Annotated in this window: 26 protein-coding genes; 10 read left to right on the plus strand and 16 right to left on the minus strand. The window is 47.4% G+C overall.

Annotated elements, in window-relative coordinates:
- Nucleotides 1-47 precede the first annotated feature (47 nt).
- The 3 genes from W04_RS03515 to W04_RS03525 are packed head-to-tail and all read right to left on the minus strand — an operon-like array spanning nucleotide 48 to nucleotide 2,354.
- Nucleotides 48-389 carry a hypothetical protein gene (locus W04_RS03515; RefSeq protein ID WP_053909823.1) on the minus strand — a complete coding sequence of 114 codons (342 nt, stop codon included), beginning with the start codon at nucleotides 387-389 and terminating at the stop codon, nucleotides 48-50.
- Between the two features lie 31 nt (nucleotides 390-420).
- A complete protein-coding gene (locus W04_RS03520; protein ID WP_053909824.1) occupies nucleotides 421-1,047 on the minus strand; it encodes a paraquat-inducible protein A in 627 nt (208 codons plus the stop codon).
- A gap of 44 nt (nucleotides 1,048-1,091) precedes the next feature.
- Complete coding sequence (locus tag W04_RS03525; protein ID WP_053909825.1) at nucleotides 1,092-2,354, minus strand: EAL and HDOD domain-containing protein; 1,263 nt, start codon at nucleotides 2,352-2,354, stop codon at nucleotides 1,092-1,094.
- 170 nt (nucleotides 2,355-2,524) lie between these two features.
- On the opposite strand from W04_RS03525, the gene W04_RS03530 reads away from it, so the two are divergent.
- The 3 genes from W04_RS03530 (at nucleotide 2,525) to W04_RS03540 (ending at nucleotide 4,739) form a co-directional block, all read left to right on the plus strand.
- Nucleotides 2,525-3,229, plus strand: coding sequence for an ABC transporter substrate-binding protein (locus W04_RS03530; protein WP_231658011.1), 705 nt, complete (start codon nucleotides 2,525-2,527; stop codon nucleotides 3,227-3,229).
- A 63-nt stretch (nucleotides 3,230-3,292) separates the two neighbouring features.
- Nucleotides 3,293-3,859 carry an alkylphosphonate utilization protein gene (locus W04_RS03535; protein ID WP_022945395.1) on the plus strand — a complete coding sequence of 189 codons (567 nt, stop codon included), beginning with the start codon at nucleotides 3,293-3,295 and terminating at the stop codon, nucleotides 3,857-3,859.
- A gap of 91 nt (nucleotides 3,860-3,950) precedes the next feature.
- On the plus strand, nucleotides 3,951-4,739 hold the full coding sequence (locus W04_RS03540; protein WP_053909826.1) for an META domain-containing protein: 789 nt from the start codon (nucleotides 3,951-3,953) through the stop codon (nucleotides 4,737-4,739).
- Nucleotides 4,740-4,809: 70 nt separating this feature from the next.
- On the opposite strand, the gene W04_RS03545 is transcribed toward W04_RS03540, so the two are convergent.
- Nucleotides 4,810-7,002, minus strand: coding sequence for an EAL domain-containing protein (locus tag W04_RS03545; RefSeq protein WP_053909827.1), 2,193 nt, complete (start codon nucleotides 7,000-7,002; stop codon nucleotides 4,810-4,812).
- A 142-nt stretch (nucleotides 7,003-7,144) separates the two neighbouring features.
- Here W04_RS03545 and W04_RS03550 point away from each other — a divergent pair, with 142 nt between their 5' ends.
- Together W04_RS03550 and W04_RS03555 are read left to right on the plus strand one after the other, a co-directional pair.
- Nucleotides 7,145-7,684, plus strand: coding sequence for an SRPBCC family protein (locus W04_RS03550; protein WP_171035370.1), 540 nt, complete (start codon nucleotides 7,145-7,147; stop codon nucleotides 7,682-7,684).
- A complete protein-coding gene (locus tag W04_RS03555) occupies nucleotides 7,674-8,552 on the plus strand; it encodes a TIGR03899 family protein (RefSeq protein WP_045979212.1) in 879 nt (292 codons plus the stop codon). The genes W04_RS03550 and W04_RS03555 overlap by 11 nt, the downstream gene beginning before the upstream one ends.
- A 43-nt stretch (nucleotides 8,553-8,595) precedes the next feature.
- Here W04_RS03555 and W04_RS03560 read toward each other — a convergent pair whose 3' ends face one another.
- The 7 genes from W04_RS03560 to W04_RS03590 all read right to left on the minus strand — a co-directional run bounded on the left by W04_RS03560 (nucleotide 8,596) and on the right by W04_RS03590 (nucleotide 14,174).
- Entirely contained in the window at nucleotides 8,596-9,354 is a 759-nt protein-coding gene (locus tag W04_RS03560) for a TIGR04219 family outer membrane beta-barrel protein (protein ID WP_053909829.1), read from the minus strand.
- Between the two features lie 12 nt (nucleotides 9,355-9,366).
- On the minus strand, nucleotides 9,367-10,353 hold the full coding sequence (locus W04_RS03565) for a DUF2333 family protein (RefSeq protein WP_022945389.1): 987 nt from the start codon (nucleotides 10,351-10,353) through the stop codon (nucleotides 9,367-9,369).
- 8 nt (nucleotides 10,354-10,361) lie between these two features.
- Nucleotides 10,362-10,847 (minus strand): copper chaperone PCu(A)C, encoded by a 486-nt coding sequence (locus tag W04_RS03570; RefSeq protein ID WP_053909830.1) that lies wholly within the window; start codon nucleotides 10,845-10,847, stop codon nucleotides 10,362-10,364.
- A 132-nt stretch (nucleotides 10,848-10,979) separates the two neighbouring features.
- Complete coding sequence (locus tag W04_RS03575; RefSeq protein ID WP_022945387.1) at nucleotides 10,980-11,186, minus strand: PspC domain-containing protein; 207 nt, start codon at nucleotides 11,184-11,186, stop codon at nucleotides 10,980-10,982.
- A gap of 145 nt (nucleotides 11,187-11,331) precedes the next feature.
- Nucleotides 11,332-12,339: a tRNA dihydrouridine(20/20a) synthase DusA gene (dusA, locus tag W04_RS03580; RefSeq protein WP_053909831.1), complete on the minus strand. Its 1,008-nt coding sequence runs from the start codon at nucleotides 12,337-12,339 to the stop codon at nucleotides 11,332-11,334.
- 161 nt (nucleotides 12,340-12,500) lie between these two features.
- The gene (locus W04_RS03585) at nucleotides 12,501-13,499 is read right to left on the minus strand and encodes a substrate-binding domain-containing protein (protein WP_231658013.1); all 999 of its coding nucleotides are present in this window, start codon (nucleotides 13,497-13,499) and stop codon (nucleotides 12,501-12,503) included.
- A gap of 102 nt (nucleotides 13,500-13,601) precedes the next feature.
- Entirely contained in the window at nucleotides 13,602-14,174 is a 573-nt protein-coding gene (locus W04_RS03590) for a manganese efflux pump MntP family protein (RefSeq protein ID WP_053909833.1), read from the minus strand.
- 191 nt (nucleotides 14,175-14,365) lie between these two features.
- On the opposite strand from W04_RS03590, the gene W04_RS03595 reads away from it, so the two are divergent.
- Nucleotides 14,366-15,007 carry a LysE family transporter gene (locus W04_RS03595; protein ID WP_053909834.1) on the plus strand — a complete coding sequence of 214 codons (642 nt, stop codon included), beginning with the start codon at nucleotides 14,366-14,368 and terminating at the stop codon, nucleotides 15,005-15,007.
- Nucleotides 15,008-15,035: 28 nt separating this feature from the next.
- Here the strand turns inward: W04_RS03595 and W04_RS03600 are convergent, their stop codons facing one another.
- Complete coding sequence (locus W04_RS03600; protein ID WP_053909835.1) at nucleotides 15,036-15,644, minus strand: MarC family protein; 609 nt, start codon at nucleotides 15,642-15,644, stop codon at nucleotides 15,036-15,038.
- Nucleotides 15,645-15,759: 115 nt separating this feature from the next.
- Here W04_RS03600 and W04_RS03605 point away from each other — a divergent pair, with 115 nt between their 5' ends.
- The 4 genes from W04_RS03605 (at nucleotide 15,760) to W04_RS03620 (ending at nucleotide 18,093) form a co-directional block, all read left to right on the plus strand.
- The gene (locus W04_RS03605) at nucleotides 15,760-16,194 is read left to right on the plus strand and encodes a transcriptional repressor (RefSeq protein ID WP_022943883.1); all 435 of its coding nucleotides are present in this window, start codon (nucleotides 15,760-15,762) and stop codon (nucleotides 16,192-16,194) included.
- Between the two features lie 73 nt (nucleotides 16,195-16,267).
- Entirely contained in the window at nucleotides 16,268-16,735 is a 468-nt protein-coding gene (locus W04_RS03610) for a chemotaxis protein CheX (protein WP_053909836.1), read from the plus strand.
- Nucleotides 16,732-17,169, plus strand: a complete 438-nt coding sequence (locus tag W04_RS03615) for a secondary thiamine-phosphate synthase enzyme YjbQ (RefSeq protein ID WP_045979204.1) — start codon at nucleotides 16,732-16,734, stop codon at nucleotides 17,167-17,169. The genes W04_RS03610 and W04_RS03615 overlap by 4 nt, the downstream gene beginning before the upstream one ends.
- 381 nt (nucleotides 17,170-17,550) lie before the next feature.
- Entirely contained in the window at nucleotides 17,551-18,093 is a 543-nt protein-coding gene (locus W04_RS03620; RefSeq protein ID WP_022943880.1) for a DP-EP family protein, read from the plus strand.
- A 5-nt stretch (nucleotides 18,094-18,098) separates the two neighbouring features.
- Here W04_RS03620 and W04_RS03625 read toward each other — a convergent pair whose 3' ends face one another.
- The 4 genes from W04_RS03625 to dnaB form a co-directional block, all read right to left on the minus strand.
- Complete coding sequence (locus W04_RS03625) at nucleotides 18,099-20,654, minus strand: serine/threonine-protein kinase (protein ID WP_053909837.1); 2,556 nt, start codon at nucleotides 20,652-20,654, stop codon at nucleotides 18,099-18,101.
- A gap of 9 nt (nucleotides 20,655-20,663) precedes the next feature.
- Nucleotides 20,664-21,647 (minus strand): FHA domain-containing protein, encoded by a 984-nt coding sequence (locus tag W04_RS03630; RefSeq protein ID WP_053909838.1) that lies wholly within the window; start codon nucleotides 21,645-21,647, stop codon nucleotides 20,664-20,666.
- Between the two features lie 111 nt (nucleotides 21,648-21,758).
- Nucleotides 21,759-22,844, minus strand: coding sequence for an alanine racemase (gene alr / locus W04_RS03635; RefSeq protein WP_053909839.1), 1,086 nt, complete (start codon nucleotides 22,842-22,844; stop codon nucleotides 21,759-21,761).
- 5 nt (nucleotides 22,845-22,849) lie between these two features.
- On the minus strand, nucleotides 22,850-24,229 hold the full coding sequence (dnaB, locus tag W04_RS03640; protein ID WP_053909840.1) for a replicative DNA helicase: 1,380 nt from the start codon (nucleotides 24,227-24,229) through the stop codon (nucleotides 22,850-22,852).
- Nucleotides 24,230-24,294 lie beyond the last annotated feature (65 nt).

The following is a 24,294-nucleotide window of genomic DNA, read 5'->3' on the forward strand; positions in this document are numbered from 1 at the left end:
GAGATATCAACAGTATGTTGCTGTGCGCCAGACGCACTGGTGCTAGGTCAAGCGATAATAGGGGGTCTAAATAGGCTGGTGGCGAGTCGCGTGGGGGCACGACTCGGTTGTAGATGTGACTTCGTCGCAACAACGGTACTTGCAACAACCATGCTGTTGGCTATGAAAGCTTGGGCATGACACAAACTATCTGGGCAGGTGCACTGCATATCCTGCTCGCAACAGTCATGTTGACTGGGCTGGCTATCGGCCATAACCACGTGATGCGCCATCATCGAACTCATAGCATCATTTTGCTGTTGCATATGAGTACACTGGCTTTGCACCGACGCACTCACCGGCGTGCTAGTTAAAACTAGCAGCAATAAGGTGATGATGTAATGCGTCACTTCGCCATAGTGAATGAAAGCCTTGGTTAGGTTATTTGCTATGTGTTTGCAGCTCGCGCTGCATCTCTTGATTAATCAGTATACTTGATATAATCGACATCAGGCAATACGCGAAAAACAACCAAAAACCAATGTGCAGTTGCGCGTTCATATCCACAAGCTGCCCAAAGTAGTCATCAGCATTACCTCCCAGGTAGGTAATAATTAGCGCTAAAACAAAGACATCGGCCATACTCCACTTACTTAGCAGAGCACTTAGCCAATGTAGCTTTAAACGCCATTGCCGTGTGTTTATCAGCATTGCTAATAATTGTAAGCAGGTTTTAAACAGCGGTATAAGCAGTGAAAATGCTCCCACTAATACTGCGACCAGCACGTTGTCATGGTGATAGAGTTCACTCACCGTCCCCCAAATACTACGCGTTTTGCCGTAGGCGTCTATTTGCCCCTCGAGCTTATCTAGTCCCAGCATTTGTGACAGCATACTGAGCATGCGCCGACTCTGCGAGTCGGATTCAGCTACCAAGGCATCCACTGCGGTGTTGGCTAGTTGTGACTTTTCAATTTTTGCCTCGATAGTCAACGCCGGCTGAGTAACCGCCACCGCAAGAAGCGCCAAGGACCCAAGCAAAAACAATACGATAACAATGCGACCCACAAACGCGCTCCAAATTTATAACTCAAGGTCAGCATACTGTGTCGCTAGTCGCTAAGCAATTCCATGGTTTTATCGCAGTAAATTCGCGATTGTGACAGCGCTGCATACAATACCTGCGGTTCACTGGCTGGGCGAATGGTTAGCAGAATTTCCTCGGCGAGTGGCCACTGGCATTGTTCGCATTCGTACGCCAAGTTAAGAGCTTGGCCCAGCATTCCTTGGGCATTAAGCAAGGCACCGCTGAGCGCCCCATCAAGAGAGAATTCCTTGGCCAAGTTTTCCAGCGACACACCCAACACGGCATCAAGTACAGATAAAAGCCCTAGAAGATAACCCTGCTCTACCATCGCCTTGCCCGCTGGCGACACTAATTCGGCAATAAGCTGGGCACGCATTAGCCCGAGCTTAGTCAGCTCTGCGGGTTTTTGGGCGCCTAGTTCTCCCAATGCGAGAACACGAATAAAGCGACGAATACTTTGCTCACCAAGGTAAGTCACTGCCTGTTGTAGGGAGCTAATATTGGCGCGCGTACCACTGAGGCCATTAGCCATTCTTAATATTCGCGCGGTCAACGAAACGTCGACACTAATGCGTTTGGCGATTTCTTTGAAATCAATTTCGGCGCTCATGGTTAATTGCAGTAATTCAATTATTACACGCTTGGCAGGGCTAATATTTTTAAATTCCAGCATCGCGGGTTTGGCAAAAAAATACCCTTGTAACAGATCGGCTCCGGCCCCCACTACTGCTTTTGCTTGCTCATGGGTCTCAATGCGCTCAACAATAATTTGTGCTTGTGGATACACCATGCGCAATTTTTTTATCAGCATCACTGTACTGATAAGTTTTGGCTCCATTTCAATTTTAATGTAATCCACCAGCTCTAACAGTGGCTGCCACTTGGGATCTTGATCATAGTCATCCAGTGCAAATCGGTATCCTTTTTTCTTCAAGGCACTGACGACATGAACAAGTTCAGAGACTCCTCGGCTGCGCTCAACAATCTCAATCACTGTGTTATCTTTAGGAAGTAGCTGGGGGATTTGCTCAAGTAGTGCGTCTGTGGCCAAGTTTAAAAAAGCAGGTAAGCCGGCACTGACTTTTTCGAGCCCTTGCAACAAAATAAGGTCGAAAAACATGCGACCCGTGGCTTTTGAGTCTCCCATCCCTTGAGGGAAGCAATTTTGTGGCGAATCCCGATAGAGAAGTTCATAAGCAACTAATTCGCCGGTGCTTGAGAATAGCGCTTGCCGGGCGACATATTGCGCCTCCAGCTGTGAAGGGGTCTGGGAGTCTGATTGTTGCATTTACCACCTGTCGCTAAACTCTTCGCTCTATTACTGATATAACGCTTAATCGGTGAGTTGTCACTGTAAACTTTCACTTTCTTCTTTTCACACCTGCGCAATAGTTAAATTACCACTATGCTAGTTAGTAAATAGCTTAATTTCTTAAAACGAATGCGGTTCTACGTAGTTTGCTTATCTGTCATGGCCTTGCTGATCTCTTCATTGGTCAGTGCCCAACCTTTAAAGTACAATGTCAACGCCAGTGGAAGTTGGTACCCCTATGCTACGCAAAGCACCCAGGCATTGTTCGCGAATACATCACGGCAGTGATGAGCGAAGCAGAGATTGCCAGCCAGCATGTCAGCTTGCCACCTAAACGCACCGTTCAGTCCATTCAAGCAAAGCAGCTGGATTTTGAAGTCATCAGTCCCAGTTGGCTTTCCCAAGCGCAGCGCCACGACGAAAAGTTTGTATTCTCTGCACCACTGTTTCCAGTCGATGAGTATCTAGTAGCCCTAACATCTAAAGTACATCAATACCAAACACGCGACAGCATTTTTCGCCAAACAGTGGGCACGGTAAGAGGGTATTACTATCATGATGATAATAGGTTCGAACGTATGGATTTTAATAGCGAACGAGAGTTGATTTTGGCTCTACATCGAGGTCGCATTGATGTGGCGATCGTCGGCGATTTACCGGCTAAATATTGGGCTCATCGTTTGAGCGTTGATATTGCTTTAGGGGCTCGCCACTCAAGCGGACAGATGCATATCCGCTTGCTGCGCGAACATCAGCCGCTATTACCTCGAGTGAATCAAGCAATTGAGGAGTTAAAAAGCCAAGGTTTCTATGAGAAGCTAAAACACCGATATATCGCGCTTTACCTGTAAAACATTACCTTTTGTAAGGTTATTTTGGTTATAATTGCCATTTCTCCCTACCAAAAGTTAACTATGAGTATTGAACAGACCCTCAAACAGCGTAGTAATAACACCTGCGAACTGTGTGCCAGTCAAGATAACCTCAGCGTCTATGCGGTACCACCTGAAGGCGAAGCCCATTCAGATAAAGCTATTTTAGTGTGTGCCACCTGTGCAGCGCAGCTTAATGGTGATGAGCAACTCAGCGCCACCCACTGGCATTGTCTAAATGACAGTATGTGGAGCCCAATCCCAGCAGTACAAGTTGTAGCTTGGCGGTTGTTGAATCAATTAAGTACCGAGCACGGCTGGGCCATGGACATGCTTGATATGCTGTATTTGGATGAGCCTACGCAGCAATGGGCTCAGGCTGCCATTGCTGAAGAAGAAGATGTTATTCACCTCGACGCCAATGGCGTGCGCTTAAATGCAGGTGATACCGTGACACTTATTAAAGATCTAGATGTAAAAGGCTCAAGCTTGGTGGCGAAACGTGGCACCGCCGTGCGCAATATCAGCTTGACCTCTAACCCTGAACACATCGAGGGACGTGTAGACGGACAACGCATAGTCATTGTCACGCAATATGTAAAAAAATAAAAAACCCTCAGTGTCATGGCGATGTACTACATTAAGTACCTATTAATGCATGTTTTCTTACACTTTCGTTAGCATTTAAGGAGTTTATGTAATGAGTATGAATGTCACTTTACCCGCCGTGGCTCTGACCACACTTCTACTTGGCGCTTGTAGCAGCTCAGTTGAGCCGCAACAGCAAAATATAGCTCCTGCGGTGCAGAGCAAAACCATGCAGGTTCAGGTTATGTACCGCGACCGCGGTTTGCTTCCGCCTGGGGCTGAGCTAAAGGTTACCTTGGCCGATGTTTCCTTGATGGACGCACCCGCAAAAGAACTGGCAAGTAAAACCCTGCCCTTGGAGGGAGCGCCTCCGTATAACGTTGAGCTCACCTTTGACTCTTCTGAAGTAATCGCCAATATGCGTTACAGTGTGAGTGCCAAAGTCACGCGTAATGGCGAACTACTCTACATTACCACTGAGCACAACGATCCCTTTGGCACCGTGCAGTCACAAAGCCCAATCAAAGTCATGATGGAAAAAGTTGCGAAGCCCGATGTGTCTCTGACGAATACCTATTGGAAGGCCATCACCTTGAAAGGTAACAAGGTACAAGTAACTGAACGTGAGCCGCATATGCAGTTTCACGATGATGGTAAAGTAAGTGGTTACTTAGGCTGCAACAACTTTACTGGCCAATATGTTAAGGGACAACATTTCGGCTTGCGTTTTAAAGCAGTCGCTAGCACCAAGAAAATGTGTGTGGACTCGATGGCGCAAGAAAGTGCAATGAGTGAAGCGTTAATGAACACGTTCAGCTACGACATCATGGGTGAAAAACTCGTTTTGCGTGACGAGCAAGGGAGCAACTTAGCCACCTTTCAAGCTGTCTATTTCAACTAAAAAAGCTACTGGGTTAACGCTTATGTTTTAGCACAGCGTTAGCCCTAAATCGCGGCCAGCCTAGTGAAGGTTAATTGCTCACCTTTAAGTAAGTATCAAGTTTTTTGCCATCTAGGGGCTGCGCATAGTAATAACCCTGCCCTTCGTGACAGCCAATGGATTTTAAAAATTCCAGCTGTTGTTCGGTCTCAATACCCTCTGCAATAACCCGTAAATTCATTCTGTTAGCTAACGAGACCACTAGCTCGGCGATTTCACCGTTATCCTGTTCGGGGATCCCTTTAACAAAAGCTCGGTCTATCTTGAGCCGATCAAAGGGTAACTTGTGTAAGTAACTTAACGAGCAAAATCCAGTGCCAAAATCATCAATCGCCACGTCAATACCGTAACTTTTGAGCTCATTAAGCATGCGTGTAACCTGCTCAACCTCGTCCATAACAACGCTTTCGGTGATTTCCAACTCTATTTTATCACTGGGTACGGCAAAGCGTGCCAAGGTTTGCGCAACGCTCTGAGCATAATCAGACGCTTTAAACTGTGGCACCGAGACATTCACCGATATTTGCATATCAACGCCATGCTGGGCTAGCTCTCGCTGTTTGGCACAGGCCTGTTCAAGCACCCACTGGCCAATCTCTATAATCATCCCCGCGTCTTCAGCCAAAGGCACAAATACGGCCGGAGAAATGAACTGACCTTGTCCTATCGGCCAACGCAATAGTGCCTCACAACCATAAGGCTGCGCCGTTGCCAAATCTACTTGCGGTTGGTACCACACCTCTAGTTTGCCATCTGCAAAGTCTTCCCGTAGGCGTCTTATCATCGCCAAGCGATGGCTCACCTGCTCTTCCATTTGTTTATCAAAGTAGCAGTAACTATGGCTAATATCGGCTTTAGCATGACTTAACGCGATCGACGCTCGCTTTAAGGTGCCCAGCGCACTGCTGTCAAAATGAGGCTGAGTGCACAATCCAAAGGTAAAATTTAAATGCAGCTGATGCTCAGCCGCGATAAAGGGCGCACGCAACAACTGGTGTAATTGCGCAAAGGGGAGTTGCTCCTCATTACTTACTACAGCGAAGAGATCTGCGCCAAGCCGCGCTACGACTTGCGTCTGTTGATGCTGCCCTTGCAAACGCTGCGCCACAGCAACTAACAGTAAATTACCAATATCGTGGCTGAGCCCTTCATTGATGTCGGCAAACCGGGCAATATCAATCAGTACTAAATAATCGTGGGCGTTGGTGTTTTTTTGTAAGCGCTCCAAAGCGGCGATAAAGCCGTTACGTGAACATAACCCCGTAAGTGAGTCTTTAAACGCAACATTGCGTAACCTATCCACCAACAGTACGTTGTCGAGGCCTACCCCCACATTGGTCAAAAGTAGGTCAATGTATTGCATCAGCGCATGCTCAATGATGTGTTCACCTTCAAGGCAAATGACATACTGCTGTTGTTTGGCACGAAAGAAAAAGCTCACCGAGTGTTCGTTGTGCTGATGCTGAGCTAATTTAAAGCTGGCTTTGATCTGCTCTTTTACAGAGGCCGTTAAAGCGCTTTCTTCGAGATGGTGGTGATGCACATTTTGATACTCACCGGTGCCCCCATAGACAATCTCCACGCCGTCATCATCTAAGCCACACACCACCCCTTGTTGCGGACCCGCTGTAAAATGAGCAAGGTGTTTAATCGCTGCGCGACTCAAAGGCAGTAACTGGCTGAAATTCAGTATTTGCTCGCTTGCCAGCAGCACTTGGGAAAGAGCATGACTTTGCAAAGATAATTGCGTTACCTGCTGGTGCGAGCGCAAGGCCGTTACCATGGTGGTGGCAAGCTTCGAGCGGGTCAGTTCAGTTTTAGTGCGGTAGTCATTAATATCGTATTGGCGGATGATCTGCTCTTCAGGGGCATAACCTGGCTGCCCTGTACGCAACACAATGCGTACCACGTGATTTTTTAACTCTTCACGCACCCGTTTGGCAACAATTAACCCGGCATCGTCGCTTTCCATAACAACATCAAGTAACACCACCGAAATAAGCGGATTGTTACGCAAAATATCAACCGCTTGCGTACCATTAAAAGCGTGATGAAAGCGCAACCCCTTACCGTTGAGCTCAAAGTTAGACAAGGCTAACTCCGTCACTGAGTGTATTTCAGAGTCGTCATCAACAATGAGCACATCCCAAAACTCTTGGGGTTTAGCCGGCTCCTCGTCAAATTCTTCATTAAGAAAAATAAAATCACTACTTGGCGAAGACATAGCCTTCCTTCGAAACCGTAAACAATCGAATATTCACTTACTTAGATGAGCAATATTCACAACTACGGAGATAGAAAATTAAGTTCTAACAGTATAGTCTAATCTTTTGACTATGCTTTTTGTGTTTCTGCGCAGAGGTACTGTGATAACCCTAGCACGCAATGTAATAAAAACTCTAGTTTTACTCGCGCTCATACTGGTGCTGATTGGCCTTGTCGCCAAGCAACATTATCGCGTTGAGCGCAGTATTACTCTGGATGTGCCGAGCGCAGCGATAAAGCCTTGGCTGTGGGATTTAACTCAGTGGCAACAATGGCTAGCGCTGCGCCAATTCGACCAACAAGCTCGTTTAGAAGTCCGTGCGCAAGCCCAGGGAGTTGGCGCTCATTTAGGCTGGCAAGGGCAACGCTCCCAAGGGGAGCTAAGTATTGTCAGCGACAGTGCATCTACTCTCAACTATCAATTACTGGTCAATAACGAATACCTCTCGCATGGCCAGTTTCAATTAATCAGTTCAGGGGAGCGGACCCGTATCTTATGGCAGCAACAAGGTGAAATCACTCTACCCGTCATTGGCCCCTATTTGGTCTGGTTTACCGAACATACCCTCGCTAATACCATGACTCATAGCCTAAATAATTTAAAAACAGTGGTGGAATTGGAGCACAAGGATGAGCAGTAAAACCTTCACTGCGCAAACCAAACTGGCGCAGCTTATTGCCCAACGAGTTGGTTTTAAAATAAAAAAACAGCGCAACTCTTTACCTGTCCCGGCCCAAGAAGGGGGCTATTCCCGCCAAGGAGCTCGCCCCAGTGGGTTTGTATTCGATCAACGAGTGCCTCTTGCAGAGCGAGCTCTCAAACGTGAAGAGCTCAAGCGTCTAAGGCAGCAACACAATATAGAGTCGATACTCGCCCAGGCCATGCAATACTGCCCAGACACTAAAACCGATGGCTATGTTGACCCTGATTGGTTTGAGCGCTTTATGTCGCTTGCCGAAGACTCCGCAACAGCGTCCATGCAGCAGTTATGGGCAAAAATTCTTGCTGGAGAAACGCTGGCTCCGGGGACCTTTAGTATCAAGAGCTTGCAAACCCTAAAGCAAATGACCCAGCGCGAGGCATTGGCTATACAAAAAGCCGCTGCATTGTGTGCTCAGCTCGACTTTGATCATTCTCATATTATTTTATTGGGTTATTACAAGCGCCCGTCGTTATTCGACTTACTGCGCAAAGGCAATAAGGAGCAACTCAACTTGGCCAAGGCGGGACTCAGTTACCCTCAAATATTGACCTTGATGGATTGCGCTGTGCTGTATCGCAAAGAAATTGAGTCAGCGAACTTTCGCGCCAAGCAGCAGCTAAAACTGCGCTTTTACGATACCTCATTAACACTCACAGCCAAAAACAGTGACTTAGTTCTGAGCTACTACAAATTCACCCAAACGGGCGATGAATTAAGGCGGTTGCTGCGTGCCACATTAAGCCCTACGTTTAAGCAAGCAATAGAGCAAGCACTGCAGCGTGACTTCGATTTAGAGTGGTCATAAATACAGAAAAAGCGGCCTGCACCGCTTTTTCAAAGTTTATTATTTAGAAGTGAACTTGTAGCCCTGCAAAGGGGCCTGAAACATCAATGTCAGTATTGATATCATCAACATCATCAAGTTCAATCATCATCGCTCGGTAGCCTGCACGTACAGCCACATCCACCGCTAGATTATCAATAAGTTCCCACTGTACGCCGACTTGGTAGTCATGCACGGTACTGTCGTCTAATGCGAAAAAGCTGCCCTCAGCAAATGCGCTCAAGCCAGTAAAAGGTAAGCCCACTTCACCGCGACCATACACTAGTGGCACAAACCCTGAGTAATCAACGCGCACAGACGAACTGTTGTCGGCCTGGGCAACATAAATATCGCCGTCAAACTGTTTCGCGCTCAAACCTAAATCAATCGACACCGCATCGTTATCAAAAATCTCATAGTAAAGCACATAATCGGTGTGACTAAGCTCTGCATTAGTCATGATGTTGCTGCCTACAGCAAAATCGACTCCCTCAAATTCAAAGGTTTGGTTAAGCAGTGCTCCGCCACTGATGTCCATCTCGGTGTAACGTAGCTTGACGTTAGGAACCAAAGGAACTGGATGCTCCAATGCTGCGTAGTAGCTGGTGAAGGTTTTATCATCGAAGTTGAAATCTTGCTGCGCATAGCCTTTGCTGCCAAAGCTACCTTCTGGCTCAGCCTGCCAACCTTCGGCCCCCACATAAAGGCCTAACACGGTATCGGCATGGGCCATTGGCGCCATCGCTGCAAGCGATAAACCTGCAGCCACAAAGTATTGTTTCATCATCTACCCTTTTTATCCTTGTGCGAGTAACTCGCTTAACTCAATTAGTGCCGCATTAGCACGAGAAATATAATTTGCCATCACTAACGAATGGTTAGCTACAAGGCCAAAGCCACTGCCGTTAAGCACCATAGGGCTCCACACAGGCTCTTGTGTTGCTTCCAGTTCGCGAATAATTTGCTGGACGCTTACCTTAGCATTTTTCTTTTCCAAAACATCGGCAAAATCGTGCTCAATAGCGTGCAGGAAATGCAGCAACGCCCAGGTAGCTCCCCGAGATTCATAAAACACATCGTCAATTTCCCACCAAGAGGTGCGTACCTCTTGCTGCATGGGTGCATATGTCGCTTGATGTGCTTCGCGATCGCCAGCCAAATCGGTATTAACACGCTCTTGTCCCACGCTGGCGCTGAGGCGTTGGCTGAGGCTACCCAAACGCTTTTCAGCCTCTTTTACCCAAGTACGTAAATTATCTGCACGGGCATAAAACTGACTTTGTCTGTCATTACTGTCCGCGATTTGACTGCGGTAGGCAATCAGGTAATCAATGCCTTTTTGATACTCACCTTCGGCACTGGGCCACATCCAAGCAGTGCTACTGATATTAAACTGTGGTTGCGCTTTTTTCAGTGACGGGTGCTCCGTGGATTGCGACTGTGAACGGCTAAAGTCTTTACGCATCGACAACGCTAAATCACGGGTCATCTCCAGCGCTCCGTATTCCCAGGCCGGCATGTTGTCCATCAACACGCTGGGTGGAGCCATATCGTTACTAAGGTAGCCGCCCGGTTTGTCGAGTAATGTTTGCGCGACGTTAATCAACGTCGACGTGGTCACATAACCTGTTACTAAGCGCTCATTTCGTTCGCTAGCTTGCTGTTTTGCCTTTTCTACGACATCGAAGCGATCGGGCTCAATGCTCCAATAAACGGCGATGAGATAAAATAATAAAAACAATGCAGCAATGGCTGCGGCAATCTTTCCTTTATGCTGAGACATAATAACTCCTAGTGATGATGGTGCTGATGTTCATCGCTGTTATTGTCTTGCGACTGTTCAAGCAAGTTATAGATGCGTGCCTGTGTGAACACACGGTCGCCATCGGCAAAATACAGGGTCATTTTCAGTTGCTCACCGACCACCAGTTTCTGACTTGGCGCAAATAGCATTAAGTGTAGTCCACCGGGTTGAAATACCAGGGTTTGGTGCGCAGGAACCTGTAACTCTTCAAGCTTACGCATTTGCATCATGCCATTTTTATGTTCATGAGTATGAATCTCCACACGCCCGAGGGTCTCGATCTCGACCTTTTTCAGTACGCGGTCATGATCGCTGTGGTTCATTAACGTAAGGTATCCCACCGAGCTCTCGCTAGCAGGTAAGAAGGTCCGCACCTTGGCTTCACTCACCATAAGTTCGCCATGAGCAGCACTGTGAAAACTGAGCAGTAACGACACTGCACAGATGAGGGTACCTAGGGTTGTACGCAGCATAGCGCTTCCTTGTTATGTTACTTTAACTGTACCCTAATATAGCTTAATGACGCCTGAGTGTCTGTAATAAAATCAGTGTACTAGCCGCAAATAGAGCGTTATTTGCAGCCATGGTTGTACGTGTTTATATGGCTAAACCACGATGTGCTCGTCAAACACGAAATGACAAATAAGGTAGATAGCTGCCACCAGCACTGGGGCATTTAAGAACAAGATCACCATCGCTACGCGGGTGAGCCAAACAGGTAGGTTATGACGTTTCGCAAACCCGGCACACACACCCGACAACTTCTTATCCAAGGCATCGCGATAAAAGCGTTGATAGCTAGAGTCTCGCATGGGAATACTCCTATTAGTTTAATTCACTAAGTGAGCATCAAGTTACATGCCAAAACTCATCACATTGAAAAATAAAGGGTTCTGATTTGAATCATCTTTATGTAATTAGCAAAATAGCTATTTTTTAGTGTATTTAGCAATAAAGTTAGCGGACAAAGCTCAGTGCTGTGACTAAAGTATCGGCCGTGGCATCTTGCTTGTGGCCATTTTCAGATAAATGACGACGGTAACCACGGGCACCTGGCATGCCTTGAAATAACCCCAACATATGCCGAGCAATATGCCAAAAGCGCGCGCCTTGGCGCATCTCGTCATCAATATAGCTAAGCATTTTTTCTGCTACTTGATGGCGGCTCAGTGTGCAACCCTCTAAGCCATATAATGCGGCATCTACTTCGGCCAGTAAGTAAGGGTTACTGTATGCTTCTCGGCCAATCATTACACCGTCAACATGCGCCAAGTGATGTTCACATTCAGCGATGGTTTTAATCCCCCCATTGATGCTGATATGAAGGTGGGGAAAATCTTTTTTAAGCTGATACACACGCGGGTAGTCAAGGGGGGGAACCTCACGGTTTTGCTTCGGGCTCAAACCTTGCAGCCACGCCTTGCGGGCATGAATGATAAAATCATCGCAGCCGACCTTGTGACTCGCCTCTATCAACGCCAACAAGAACTCGTAACTGTCTTGCTCATCAATGCCGATACGGGTTTTTACCGTCACGGGGACGTCAGTGACCGCCTTCATTGCATCCACCCCCTGTGCGACTAGCTCAGGCTCAGCCATTAAGCAGGCGCCAAAGCGACCATTTTGCACGCGGTCCGACGGACAGCCCACATTTAAGTTGATTTCCGCATAGCCTCGTTGTGCCGCTAACTTCGCGCAATGAGCCAACTCGTCAGGGTTTGAGCCACCCAATTGCAGCGCCACTGGCTGCTCATGCTGGTTAAAGTGCAAATAGTCACCCTTGCCATGAATAATAGCACCGGTCGTGATCATCTCGGTATACAGCACCGCCTCTTTACTCATAATACGATGAAAAGTACGGCAGTGGCGATCAGTCCAATCAAGCATTGGCGCGACACTGAAGCGACGAAAAGTCGATTGTTGCCAAGAAGGGGTGAGTTGAGTCTGTGTTGTCGCTTCGTTCATAAACCTGTGCCTGCATTACCAAGAAAACCAACGGGCTCTTTGCGCCGAGTTGTGGGCGCGCAATTATACGTCAATCACACCCTGATTGGTATTATCTAGGCCAATACCGACTTTCACAGCAACCCGCACCTAAAGAGGTTCACTGATTTTACCTTTGAGTATTAATGGTTTTTCGCGCAGCTCTGCGCGTTATCAGGGGTGCAGTAATGAAAAGGTAAGTAATATTGCTCTTGTTCAGGAAGGTGTTGGTGCTTTACTGCATCATAAAGTAGCTGTGCGCCCTTACGGCCCATTTCATAAGGATTTTGACCTATATTCATGGTGCCAAGGCCGCTCGCTAACGCTTGCAATTGCAGTGTTTCAGTATCGGCAGAGATAATCACTCGTTGCTTCTTAGCTAGCTGCTGTTTAAACTCTGTCATCACCTGTTGATAATCAGGATTAAACTGTGCAAAGCCAGCGACGGCAACAAAGATTGTCGGCTGCGGGTAACTGATAATGGTGCGTAATTGCTTGAGGGCATCATCGCGACGCCCAGCAGTGAAAAGCGGACAACGGGGATGCTCCAGCCAACCACTCTCACCGTTCAAACGTTTGGTACTCCCTGACAAGGCATAACGCACGCCGTCGATGCGCTTGTTTAAGTTCGGCGTAGTGTGATGTCCCGATTGAATACACAAGGTTTGTGGGTGCTCTCGTTTAAACTGCTTTGCCGCCTCACCAAGTGCCACGCCAAAATCAAAGTTGTTAGTGCCCACATAGGCTAAACGGTAAGTTTGATGTTGTGGTGCCAAGTCTGAGTCAAAAGTGATCACCGCAATCCCTTGCTCCTGAGCCTTTTTTAGCGCTCTATTGACCAAGTGCTGCGAGTCGGTGGTAGACACCAATATACCGTCCACACCTTGAGCAACTAAATCTTGCACTACCAGTGCTTGGGTACGAGCGTCTTGGTAGTCATAAGCGCCATCATAAATACAGCGCAAATCAGCTTGGCGCTGGGCAAAGTCTTGGCAACCTTTGAAGGATTGTTCATAAAAGCTGTCGCTCTTGGTTTTGCCTACGACGGCAAAGGTGTACTGGCCATAAGCAACAAAAGACAACATCGCGCAGAGCGCCGAAATAAGCACTAATGCTGATGAGCGAAGATTAAAACAGTGCAAAATAATTCCCAGTACAACTACCCAAGAAACTTTGGTTTAGAGTAGCTCATCCGGCATTAAAGGCAACATTTAGTTCACAAAACAAAAACAACTGCTGATTATTTAAGCCACTGTACTCAAATGTGAATATAGAATCCACGAGCCAATCACGATCAGCACAACACCGCCTAGGGTTTCTGCTCGTTTGCCGATAACCGTTGCTAAACGATGCCCAAGTAAACTGCCCATAGTTACCATCAGTGCTGTGGCTAAGCCTATCATCAGCGCTGCAAGGTAAATATTGACCGCAACAAAAGCTAGGCTCACCCCTACAGTCAGTGCGTCCAAGCTGGTGCCTATAGCAGTCAGTATCACTTTGGCAATAGAAGACTTTTGTGCTGCTTCGCTTTGAGTGTCGTCATCCTCCTTCACACTTTCCACAATCATGTGCGTACCAAGTAGCAATAACAAGATAAACGCCACCCAGTGATCAAATTCTTCGATGTAGTGGGCTCCAGCATTGCCAATCAGCCAACCGATAAGTGGTGTGGTGCCCTCGATAATACCAAATATCAGCCCCATTTTTATGGCACTGAGCAGGCGTGGATGGCGTAGGTAAGCGCCCTTACTGATCGATGCTGCAAACGCATCGGTCGACATAGCTAAAGCCAATAGCATTAACGCGAAAATACTCATAACAACGTCATAACTGTGTATGCATCCGGCTCTAATCTTGCTGTCACCGATATGCTTGCCCCTGAAAGCGCGAATTATGCGCGCTCTCTCAAGCAAGTGCAACTCAGTATCCAGCATAAGCGATGTTAGCCATGCAAACAGGCGTAATTCGAGATACAGTGTCAGGTCTAACCCGGTAAACGGAATAATCTATGGAACTGTCAGCCTATTTACCCCAGTTATTGTCCATCGCTACGCTAGCAACGATCATGGCTATTAGCCCCGGCGCCGACTTTGTCATGATCACCCGCAATAGCCTAGTATATGGACGTCGTGCCGGTGTTTATTCGGCGCTGGGCGTGGGGTTAGCGATTTGGATTCACCTTGCTTATTCCATAGCCGGCGTGGCGCTACTCATTGCCCAATCGGTGGTGCTATTCACGGTGATAAAATACATCGGCGCAGCGTACTTAATTTACCTTGGCTATCAAAGCCTGCAAGCAAAGCACCATATCGCCTCGGAGCTAGCGCACAAGGCAGCGCCCAGCAAAGCGTTATCCGCCTGCTCGGCTCTGCGTCAAGGTTTTATAACTAATGCCCTAAACCCCAAAACCACGTTGTTCTTTTTAAGTATATTTACTCAGCTGGTGAGCGCCGATACGCCCGTTGCCATCCAGCTTGTGTATGGGCTTATTATTTCTTTGGCACACTTACTGTGGTTCGTGTTGGTAGCCATGTTTTTTAGCCACTTTGCATTTGTACACGCCCTACAACGTTATCAACGGCTTATCGAAAAAACCTTAGGTGTCATATTAATGGGCTTAGGCGTTCGCATTGCCACACTCAGCCAATAAGTAGCTTAGTTTTGGCAGCGGCCGCGAGTTACAGCGCGAAGTAGTCTTTAATGCCACCGAGAATATTTGCCACCGCCACGGAGCTCAGGATCAACCCCATGACTCGGGAGATAATACTTGCACCGCCATCACCAATGAGGTTGTGTACGTAGCGCGCCAGCAAAAGTAGCAGTAACACCACACCTAAGACGCTAAGCATCATTGATGAGGTAATGGCCTGCTCGACCCAAGTATATTCATTGTTACGAGTCATCAGCACCGCCCCTAGCATAGCCCCTGGGCTGGCTATTGATGGGATGGCTAAAGGAAATATGGCGGTTTCTGTGGGGTCGCGCACACTTTTAATTTCTGACTCGGGCTTGCCTTCACCAAAAATCATGGTCAGCGCAAACAGCAGCAGTACAATGCCACCGGCAATCTGGAACGCCGCAAGCGGAATACTAATTGCGTTGAGCAGCAACTCACCGACAACGACAAACAGCAGCAGCACTAGCACCGATACCAGCACCGCTTTGTAAGCTACTTTGCGCTTAAATGCGGCATCTTCGCCGCGCGTAATGGCAATATATACCGGCACTGTGCCTATGGGGTCAATTACCGCAAAAAAGAAAATAAAGGTCGCCAGTAATTCGTGCACACTTGCTCCTGAAAATTAAAACAATATGATAACGCTCTCATGCAGACAGAGATAGTAATTTTTATGCGTCATAGTATGCTAGTATAGGTGGCGTTAAGATGAACGAAGGTTAGCTATGAATGTAGATGCGCTTGTCAGTAAAGCTAAAAGAATGTGCGACAGCAAAGGCGCCCGCTTTACTCCCATCCGTGAAAAAGTATTCCGTTTACTTGCCAGCACTAAAAGCGGTGTTGGTGCGTATGACTTATTAGAGCAATTAAAAGTGACAGAAACCAGCGCAAAACCCGCGACGGTCTATCGCGCACTGGACTTTTTAGCTGAACAAGGCTTTATTCATAAAATAGAAAGCACCAACGCGTTTATGTTGTGCCACCATTTTGATTCAATTCATCCGGTGCAGTTGCTTATATGCGATCAATGCGGCCATGTAGACGAGCTGCACTCGAGCGTGCTGTCGCATGAGTTAAGTGAGCTCGCCTCACAAAGCGGCTTTAGTGTAAGCTCGCAAACTATTGAAGCGCATGGCATTTGTAAACGCTGTCAATCTTAGTAACAACTTGCTAGGGTAAAACACGTGCTGCAAGAACAGCAAAATTCACCTTCTGCGAACAAAGGTATGGACAATGAACGTCGAGTTTATTAACCCTTTTCTTTCTTCTTTGGTCAATGTGTTGGCCACGATGGCACAAACTGAACTAAAACCGGGTAAACCTCGCGTTAAAAAGGACGAGGTCGCGGCAGGCGATGTGTCAGGGTTAATCGGTATGGTTGGCCCACAAACAAAAGGCTCACTCTCTATCACTTTCGATGAAAGCCTAGCGCTTACCATCATGGAACGTATGCTAGGCGAGCGTCCCAGTGCCATTAATGAAGACGTGACCGACATGGTTGGCGAAATCACCAACATGGTTACCGGTGGCGCCAAGAACTTATTGGGTGAAAAAGGCTACGACTTTGATATGGCGACTCCAGCAGTGGTATCAGGCACTGGCCACACCATTACCCACAAATGCGAAGGAACCACAATTATCATGCCTTTCACCTCAGGTGATGGCAATGCCCACATCGAGATCAGCTTCGACACCTTATGAGTTGGCAACAACACAGCATTACTTTAAGCGCAAAGCGCCGGGGCTTTCATCTAATTGATGAAGAAATTCTGCGCGCGCTGCCGCAAATTCAAGATTATCAGGTTGGCCTGCTGCATTTAATGCTGCAACACACCTCTGCAAGTTTGAGCATTAACGAAAACGCCGATCCCACTGTGCGCCAAGATATGGAAGCGCACTTTAACTGGGCCGCTCCCGAGCGCCAACCTTTTTATCGCCACACCTACGAAGGTGATGACGATATGCCCGCGCACATTAAAGCCAGTACTTTAGGGTGTGAACTCACCTTGCCAATCAGTCATGGCCAGCTGCAGCTAGGCACATGGCAAGGTATTTACCTGGGTGAGCACCGCGACCAAGGTGGTTCTCGTCGTATTGTTGCCACCTTGCAGGGACAGCTAATAACCTCTAGATAGCTTGTTTTTCACGCTATCTACACTGATATGCATTGGGCGCAGACTTTAGCCAAGGTTGGCATGACATAAAGCGGTGTGGACTTGTCACTGTGCGGCGAAGAAAAACGTCAAGGCTTCCCCAGTAATAGCTCTTCATCCTGAGCCCATAATTGCAACTAGGTGTATGCGTCGCTGTAACAGCGCCCGAAAGTAAAAATCACTCAGTACTTAAGAACGATAACGCCTTGAACCCTATGCAGCATGCGCCTTTCATTGCCTCAATAAGTTGTTGCCTTACAAGCGATTACAAAAACTATACTTTCCTCACTTACGCGCTATAGTTATAGCCATTCCCAGATAAAGTAATCAAAAACGGTCCATTATCTTAATAAGGAAATGATCATGTCTGAACAAGCCCCTGAAATCCAAGTTCCATGTGAGCCTGGTAATGTTTCGGTCCAAGAGCAGCTAGAGCTGATCCCAAGCGTTAACGAGCCTTGGCAAACATATGTTGTGGTTAATGGCAGTAAGCAAAATATCAACGGCCAAGACTACCCTATTCTATTCACTAACAACCCAGCTCATGCAGATTTACAACCGACTCAACATGCTGAATTAGTTGTCACCATCAGCGATAATGACTGGGAGTTTTTTGGCAACGGTGTGGAATACATAAAAAACTACAGCAACTGTAACTACAATGTCGACTCGTCTATCAGTGCCGATAAGAAGCAGCTGACTCTCAAGGTTCATCAAGTAGATACCACGTTTTGTTACGGTAAAGCAGACGACAGCCCTCTTGATCAAGTTATTGAGGTCGCCCCTTCGAGTACTGCTGAGCCATTGAGTATCGGTTTCCGCTTTACTGCGAAAAACACCGCGAACGGTAAGTACTATATGTCGCAAGACCCTCGCGTGATAGTTCGCCGTCCAGATGAAGATTAATTAACTCAGTTCACACAAAGCTGAGAGTGGGAGCTGACCATCGCTCTAAACTTTTCAAAATCGCAAAGTGGTTTAAACCAAGGCTGTAAAAACCAGTTTTGGTGGTAACCACTTTTTAAAGCCTCTTCCACATAGTAAAGGCTGGAGTTAAAGTCTCCGCCCAGTGCATGCACTAATGCCGCTGTATAACTTAACTCTGATTTGTCCTCTGCCAATTTGAAACTATGCTTCAATGACTTAATAGCTTGCTCGTTGTCACCCAATTGAGCATAGGCCTGCGCATTTTCAGACCACGCCAAGGCTGATTCACGCCCGTTATTTAGCTGTAATAAGCGCTGATATAGCTCTTTTGATTCCACAAGCTTACCGTTGAGCATATTTATGTCTGCCATATTGAGCATCATCCCGGTGTTTTTTGGGGAGCTCAACAGCGCTTGCTTGGCAAACTTCTCTGCCATAGGGTAGTTCTGTACCATCATGTAGGCGATAGAGAGGTTTGATAAATCAATACTGTCACTATTCTCATTGAGTGTTTTGCTGTAGCTTTCTATCGCAGAGATGAAGTCACCTTCAATTAAAGCAATATCAGCTAGGTACTGGTGAGTTCTTCTATCACTTGGAACTTTTTCAACTAAATCAGCGAGCAGGTTTTTCGCTGACTGAAAATCACCCAGCCAATACAAAACGAGCGCGAGCTTTCTTTGTAACCGCAAATTGGGCCTCAAGCTCAACGCTACTTCTAACTTATCTCTGGCCTGTTTATCTTCACCCTCAGCAAGCAGAATTGAAGCCTCCAAATTCAAAATAGCAGCTTGGTCATGACTCACTTTGGTTAACATATCCAAAGCATGCTTGGCCTCTTCTATTTGCACCAGCTCTATATTGAGCAGCACTAGGCTTTTGTAGTAGCTGGACAACTTTTTAAATTCACCTGGGGCATTATGGATTGCTGAAATTGCCTGCTTAAGATAAGTTTTTTCATGGGTTGAGTGATACAGCTGCAGCGCAATTTCACGTAGAAGGTTATAACCCTCGACACTGGTTGCACTCTCTTTGACCGTCGCCAGGCTTTTCTCAAACATCTCCGGCGTTGCTACGTTGTCGACATAAAACAACGTATACATCTCAAATAATGGAGTGTTACTTTTCATTGTCGATAGCGAGCGATACTGTTCACTATCAATGCCTGGGGAAATAAGGCGTGCAGTATTGTATTTCGCCACGTCATGTAAATTAGTTGTGCCTGCAATATCTGTCTGCCACTGCATACTCTCCTGCACTTGCCAGTTGGGAGCACGTAGCGTACTTATTTCAACGCTACAGTGGCGTTGCTGACAATCCAACGAGCTGCTAATCAGGGTATCGGCGCCGGTGTAGTCGGCCAGCATCTGAAAGTAGCTTTTAGGGTCTCTAAATTGATCACTATCTCGGCCTTGCGCCAACATATTCATTTCTGCACGGCTAACTAATTGCTGGTCTTGCTGGAGCAACTGCTGCCATATAGCACTTTGTACCGAGCCTTTCAAAGCGCTTTCATAATGCTTAAATTCATCAGGTAGGTTATAGATCTGAGTGGGTAGAATCGCGACCACAGGCTGGTGTAACAGGTAAGGGCGTAGCAAGTAGCCTCCCACCAACACTGCCGCACAGACAAAGGCCATCACAAGGTAACGCCAGCGCAACTTCTTTGCTCTTAATGGTGCGCTTTTCTGCGTGGTATTTGATGGTGTAACCGGTTCTGTTTGCTGCTCTAGAATAGCGGCTTGAACTCGTTGTTGCAGTAACTGCTCAAGCTGTTTGCTAAAAGGGCCTCGGCGCAGACTTAAGCGCGCCGCAGGTTTTACGCTAAGCGCTTGGCCTAATAGTGCTTGCAACTGCTGCGGTAATTGCGTGGTGCTGAGATCTAAGTGTTGCCCTTGCAATATTGCCGCGCTGATATCTTGGCCACCTTGTCCAGCAAAGGGGTGCTCGCCTGTTAGTAATTCAATTGCAACAACGGCAAACGAGAACCAATCGCTGTGGTGACTAAGTGCTTGCCCTTGCAACTGCTCAGGCGACATATAGCCCTTAGTACCTGCGCTTTGACTAACATGGCTGTTACCACCCACGAAGCCAGCAATACCAAAATCAGCCACTTTGACTTGCCCAGCTTCACTGATCAAGATATTGCTCGGTTTCAAGTCACGGTGAATAATGCTGTTGCGATGCGCATGCTCTAAACCCTTAGCAATATCCACCAGCATAGCCAGCTTTTGTTCAAGCGTTAACACATGCTGCTTCTGGTATTGCAGCAGGTTTTTACCGCGACAAAACTCCATCACTAAGTACTGCTGGCCATCGCTTTGGCCACAGTCAAATACTTGAATAATATTGGGGTGATTTAAGCGTGCCAGGAAGCGCGCTTCACTAAGGGCATCTTCGTCTAATTCACTATCACCGCTAGTATTAAGCACCTTGAGTGCCACGGTACGTTCTAGTTTAGTATCAAAAGCTTCGTAGATGGTGCCCATACCGCCCTGGTACACCACTTTATTCAATTCATAATGAGCAAGCGTGCGCATAGAGTTTACCTAGTTGGAGGATGCGCGTTTAACCGACTCTTCGAGTTGGTGGCCTTTATATATTTCGAAATTACTGGCGCTAAAGCGCACCTTACGTAGTTTACGCTCGATGATACTATCGGCATCCTCTATATGCGCAAGGGCATCGCTAAATTGCTTACGGGCGCGGTGAATTTGAATATTTAGATAGCGAGAATCGATACCCAAATCGCGGGCTATTACTTCAGTTTCGACCCAACCTTGACTGAGCTCATGTACCCCGTTGGCGGCATCTTGAGCCTTGTAACGGGCCAAATTTAACGTTAGATAATGATGGCAACGCTCGTGCAAATCAATTTCCTCACCTGGGCCTCTGACCGTGAGCTCTGCAGATTCTTCATCTAGGGTAAGGTGAAAAATAAAGTTTAAGTCGGCTAACTGGGTATTGCTTACATCACGCAGCGCTGTGGCTTCTTCCAAATGGCTTAAATGCAATTGATAGCTTCGCTGGCTATCACTGAGCTGATCGTTCTCTATTAAAATAGTGTGATCAAGCATCGGCCCATCCAGGTGCTCTAAGCACCAAAAACCACTCTCACGTTGGTTAAATACGGCTATTTCTGGGGACTCTTCAGGGATAAGGTTGTAATTTGCTAGGCAAATAAACTCCGAAGTAGGCTTGGCGTATTCATCAAGGACGATCAATAAGTCTTGCGGCTTATCTAAATTCGCAACTTTGAATTGCTTGCCATCATTTCCTGGCAGAGCAATCACATCATGAAGCTTAAGCGTTTGGCTGTGATCTTTATCTAAGCGTTTGCTATTAAGCCAAGTGCCGTTACGGCTGAGGTCACGAACCTGCCATTCATTCCCCTGCCATTCAATGATGGTATGAATTTTCGACACGCTAGGATCGCTGATCAGCGTGTCTACACTGTACTGAAAACGCCCAAAGCTATGGTGGGCGTGCAAATAGATCACATTGTCCGTATCCGCTTCGATAAGGTAAGCCATAATCGCTCCAAGCGCCTTTTGTACCTAATTATTATTATAAGGGATGAGTGGCTTATTCTCTGCTTTTTTCGAACAAAAATAAACAGCTGCTTAACAATTGTGGGAATAGTATCAGCTTGATGCGATATATTGGTAACTAACGCGCGGGGTAATATTGCATAGAAGTTCATAAGCGATGGTGTCGGCGCAGGCGGCAATTTCTTCAATGGCTAACTCGCGTCCCCACATAATGGCTTCATCACCTACTGCAACAGCGCTGGGGTCTGGGCCAATATCAACGGTGATCATATCCATAGACACGCGCCCAACCAATGGGTAACGCTGCGCGTTTATAAGCACAGGTGTGCCGTTTTGAGCATGACGCGGATAGCCGTCTCCATAGCCAATGGCCACCACCGCTAGGTAGGTATCTTTGTCGGCTCGCCAATGTCCGCCATACCCCACCGGCTCACCCTGGCGTACCGGACGCACGGCAATCACTTCGCTACTGAGGGTCATCACGGGGGTCAGCTGCAGTTGCGCAGAAAAAGTATTTTTCACGGGCGAGACACCGTACATCATCAACCCCGGGCGCACCCAATCACCGTGACTTTGCGGATAATTAATGATGGCGGCAGAATTCGCCAAACACAGCGGCTCAGGTTTATCGGCTACCAAGGTTTGAAATAACTGCAGCTGGGTCTCATTGTAGGCATCCTGATTGTCATCTGCACAAGCAAAGTGAGTCATTAGATTTACTTCACCTTGTACATATGGGCAATCTTTTAAGCGGCGATAGAAGGTATTGATGCTGTCTGGGTTTATGCCCAAACGATGCATGCCGGTGTCTACTTTTAACCATACTTTAATGGCCCCTGCTAACTGGGCTTGCTCTAGGGCTTCAAGCTGGTATTCGTCATGCACCACTGTTTGGAAGTTATTAGCCAGCATAATTTCGATATCGCTGGCTTTAAAAAAACCTTCCAGCAGCACGATGGGCTTAGTAATGCCACCGGTGCGCAAGGCCAGAGCCTCTTCAATGCGAGCAACGGCAAAGGCATCGGCATCGGCGAGCTGTTGCGCAATAGGCACTAAGCCATGGCCATAGGCATTAGCTTTAAGCACGGCCATTACTTGGCTATCAGGGGCAAGGCTTTTAACGCGCGCTAAATTAGCGCGCAGGGCACAAAAATCAATGGTTGCGGTTGCCAACGCCATAGTGGTTAATACTCGTCGTCCATCGCCGGGCCAGCGTAATTATCAAAGCGTGAGTATTGCCCTTGGAAGGTTAACCTGACCTTACCAATAGGACCATTCCGCTGCTTACCAATGATAATCTCTGCAGTACCTTTATCTGGACTGTCTTCGTTGTACACCTCATCGCGGTAGATAAACATGATTAAGTCGGCGTCCTGCTCAATTGACCCCGATTCACGCAAATCCGAGTTAACTGGGCGCTTATCAGCACGTTGTTCAAGTGTCCGGTTCAACTGCGAAAGCGCCACAACAGGACACTCGAGTTCCTTCGCCAGTGCTTTTAATGAGCGCGATATTTCGGCAATTTCTAAGGTTCGGTTGTCCGATAAGCTTGGTACCCGCATTAATTGCAGGTAGTCGACCATGATCATGCTAATGCCACCGTGGTCGCGAGCAATTCGCCGCGCGCGTGAGCGCACATCGGTAGGAGTTAGGCCCGAGGCATCATCAATGTACATTTTGCCTTTTTCAATCAACAAGCCCATGGTTGAGGACAAGCGTGCCCAATCCTCGTCGTCCAGCTGGCCCGTTCTCACCTTGGTTTGGTTTATGCGCCCGAGCGAGGCGAGCATACGCATCATGATTTGCTCTGAAGGCATCTCCAACGAGTAAATAAGCACCGGCTTATCTTGGGTCATCGCCGCATGTTCGGCCAAGTTCATGGCAAACGTGGTTTTACCCATGGATGGGCGCGCTGCAACAATGACTAAGTCTGAGGGCTGCAAACCCGCAGTCATCTGATCAAGATCAGAGTAACCGGTACTGACTCCCGTAACCCCATCTTGTGGCGACTGGTAAAGCTCTTCAATTTTATCCACGGTCTTTTCTAAGATAGTGTGGATATTTTGCGGCCCTTCAGTGCTTTTAGTGCGTTGTTCAGCAATTTTGAATACTTTGCTTTCTGCAAAGTCGAGCAAATCATGGCTGCCGCGCCCTTCGGGGTTAAACCCGGCTTCGGCAATTTCATTGGCAACACCAATCATTTCGCGGATCACCGCCCGCTCACGCACAATAGCAGCATAAGCGCTAATGTTAGCGGCACTGGGAGTGTTTTTAGCTATTTCACCGAGGTAAGCAAAGCCACCCACACTGTCGAGTTGATTGTTTTTCTCTAACGACTCGGAAATAGTGATCAGATCGATAGGCTGGCTGTCTTCAACCAAGCGCTCCATAGCCTCAAAAATCAGTCTGTGGGTACGCGTATAAAAGTCCTGAGCCACGACCAACTCAGCAACACGGTCAAAGGCCTCGTTATCGAGCATTAACCCACCAAGCACGGATTGCTCGGCTTCAATGGAGTGGGGAGGAACTTTTAGGCTATCAACCTGTTTATCTATTTTTGCCATACATACTCAAAAGGCGGGGTGAATGGCTTTATTTTATCGGCTTGGCATCGCAGTGCAACAACTGC

It is taken from the genome of Pseudoalteromonas sp. SW0106-04 (assembly GCF_001293805.1).
In the GTDB taxonomy this organism is placed as follows: Bacteria; Pseudomonadota; Gammaproteobacteria; order Enterobacterales; family Alteromonadaceae; genus Pseudoalteromonas; species Pseudoalteromonas ruthenica.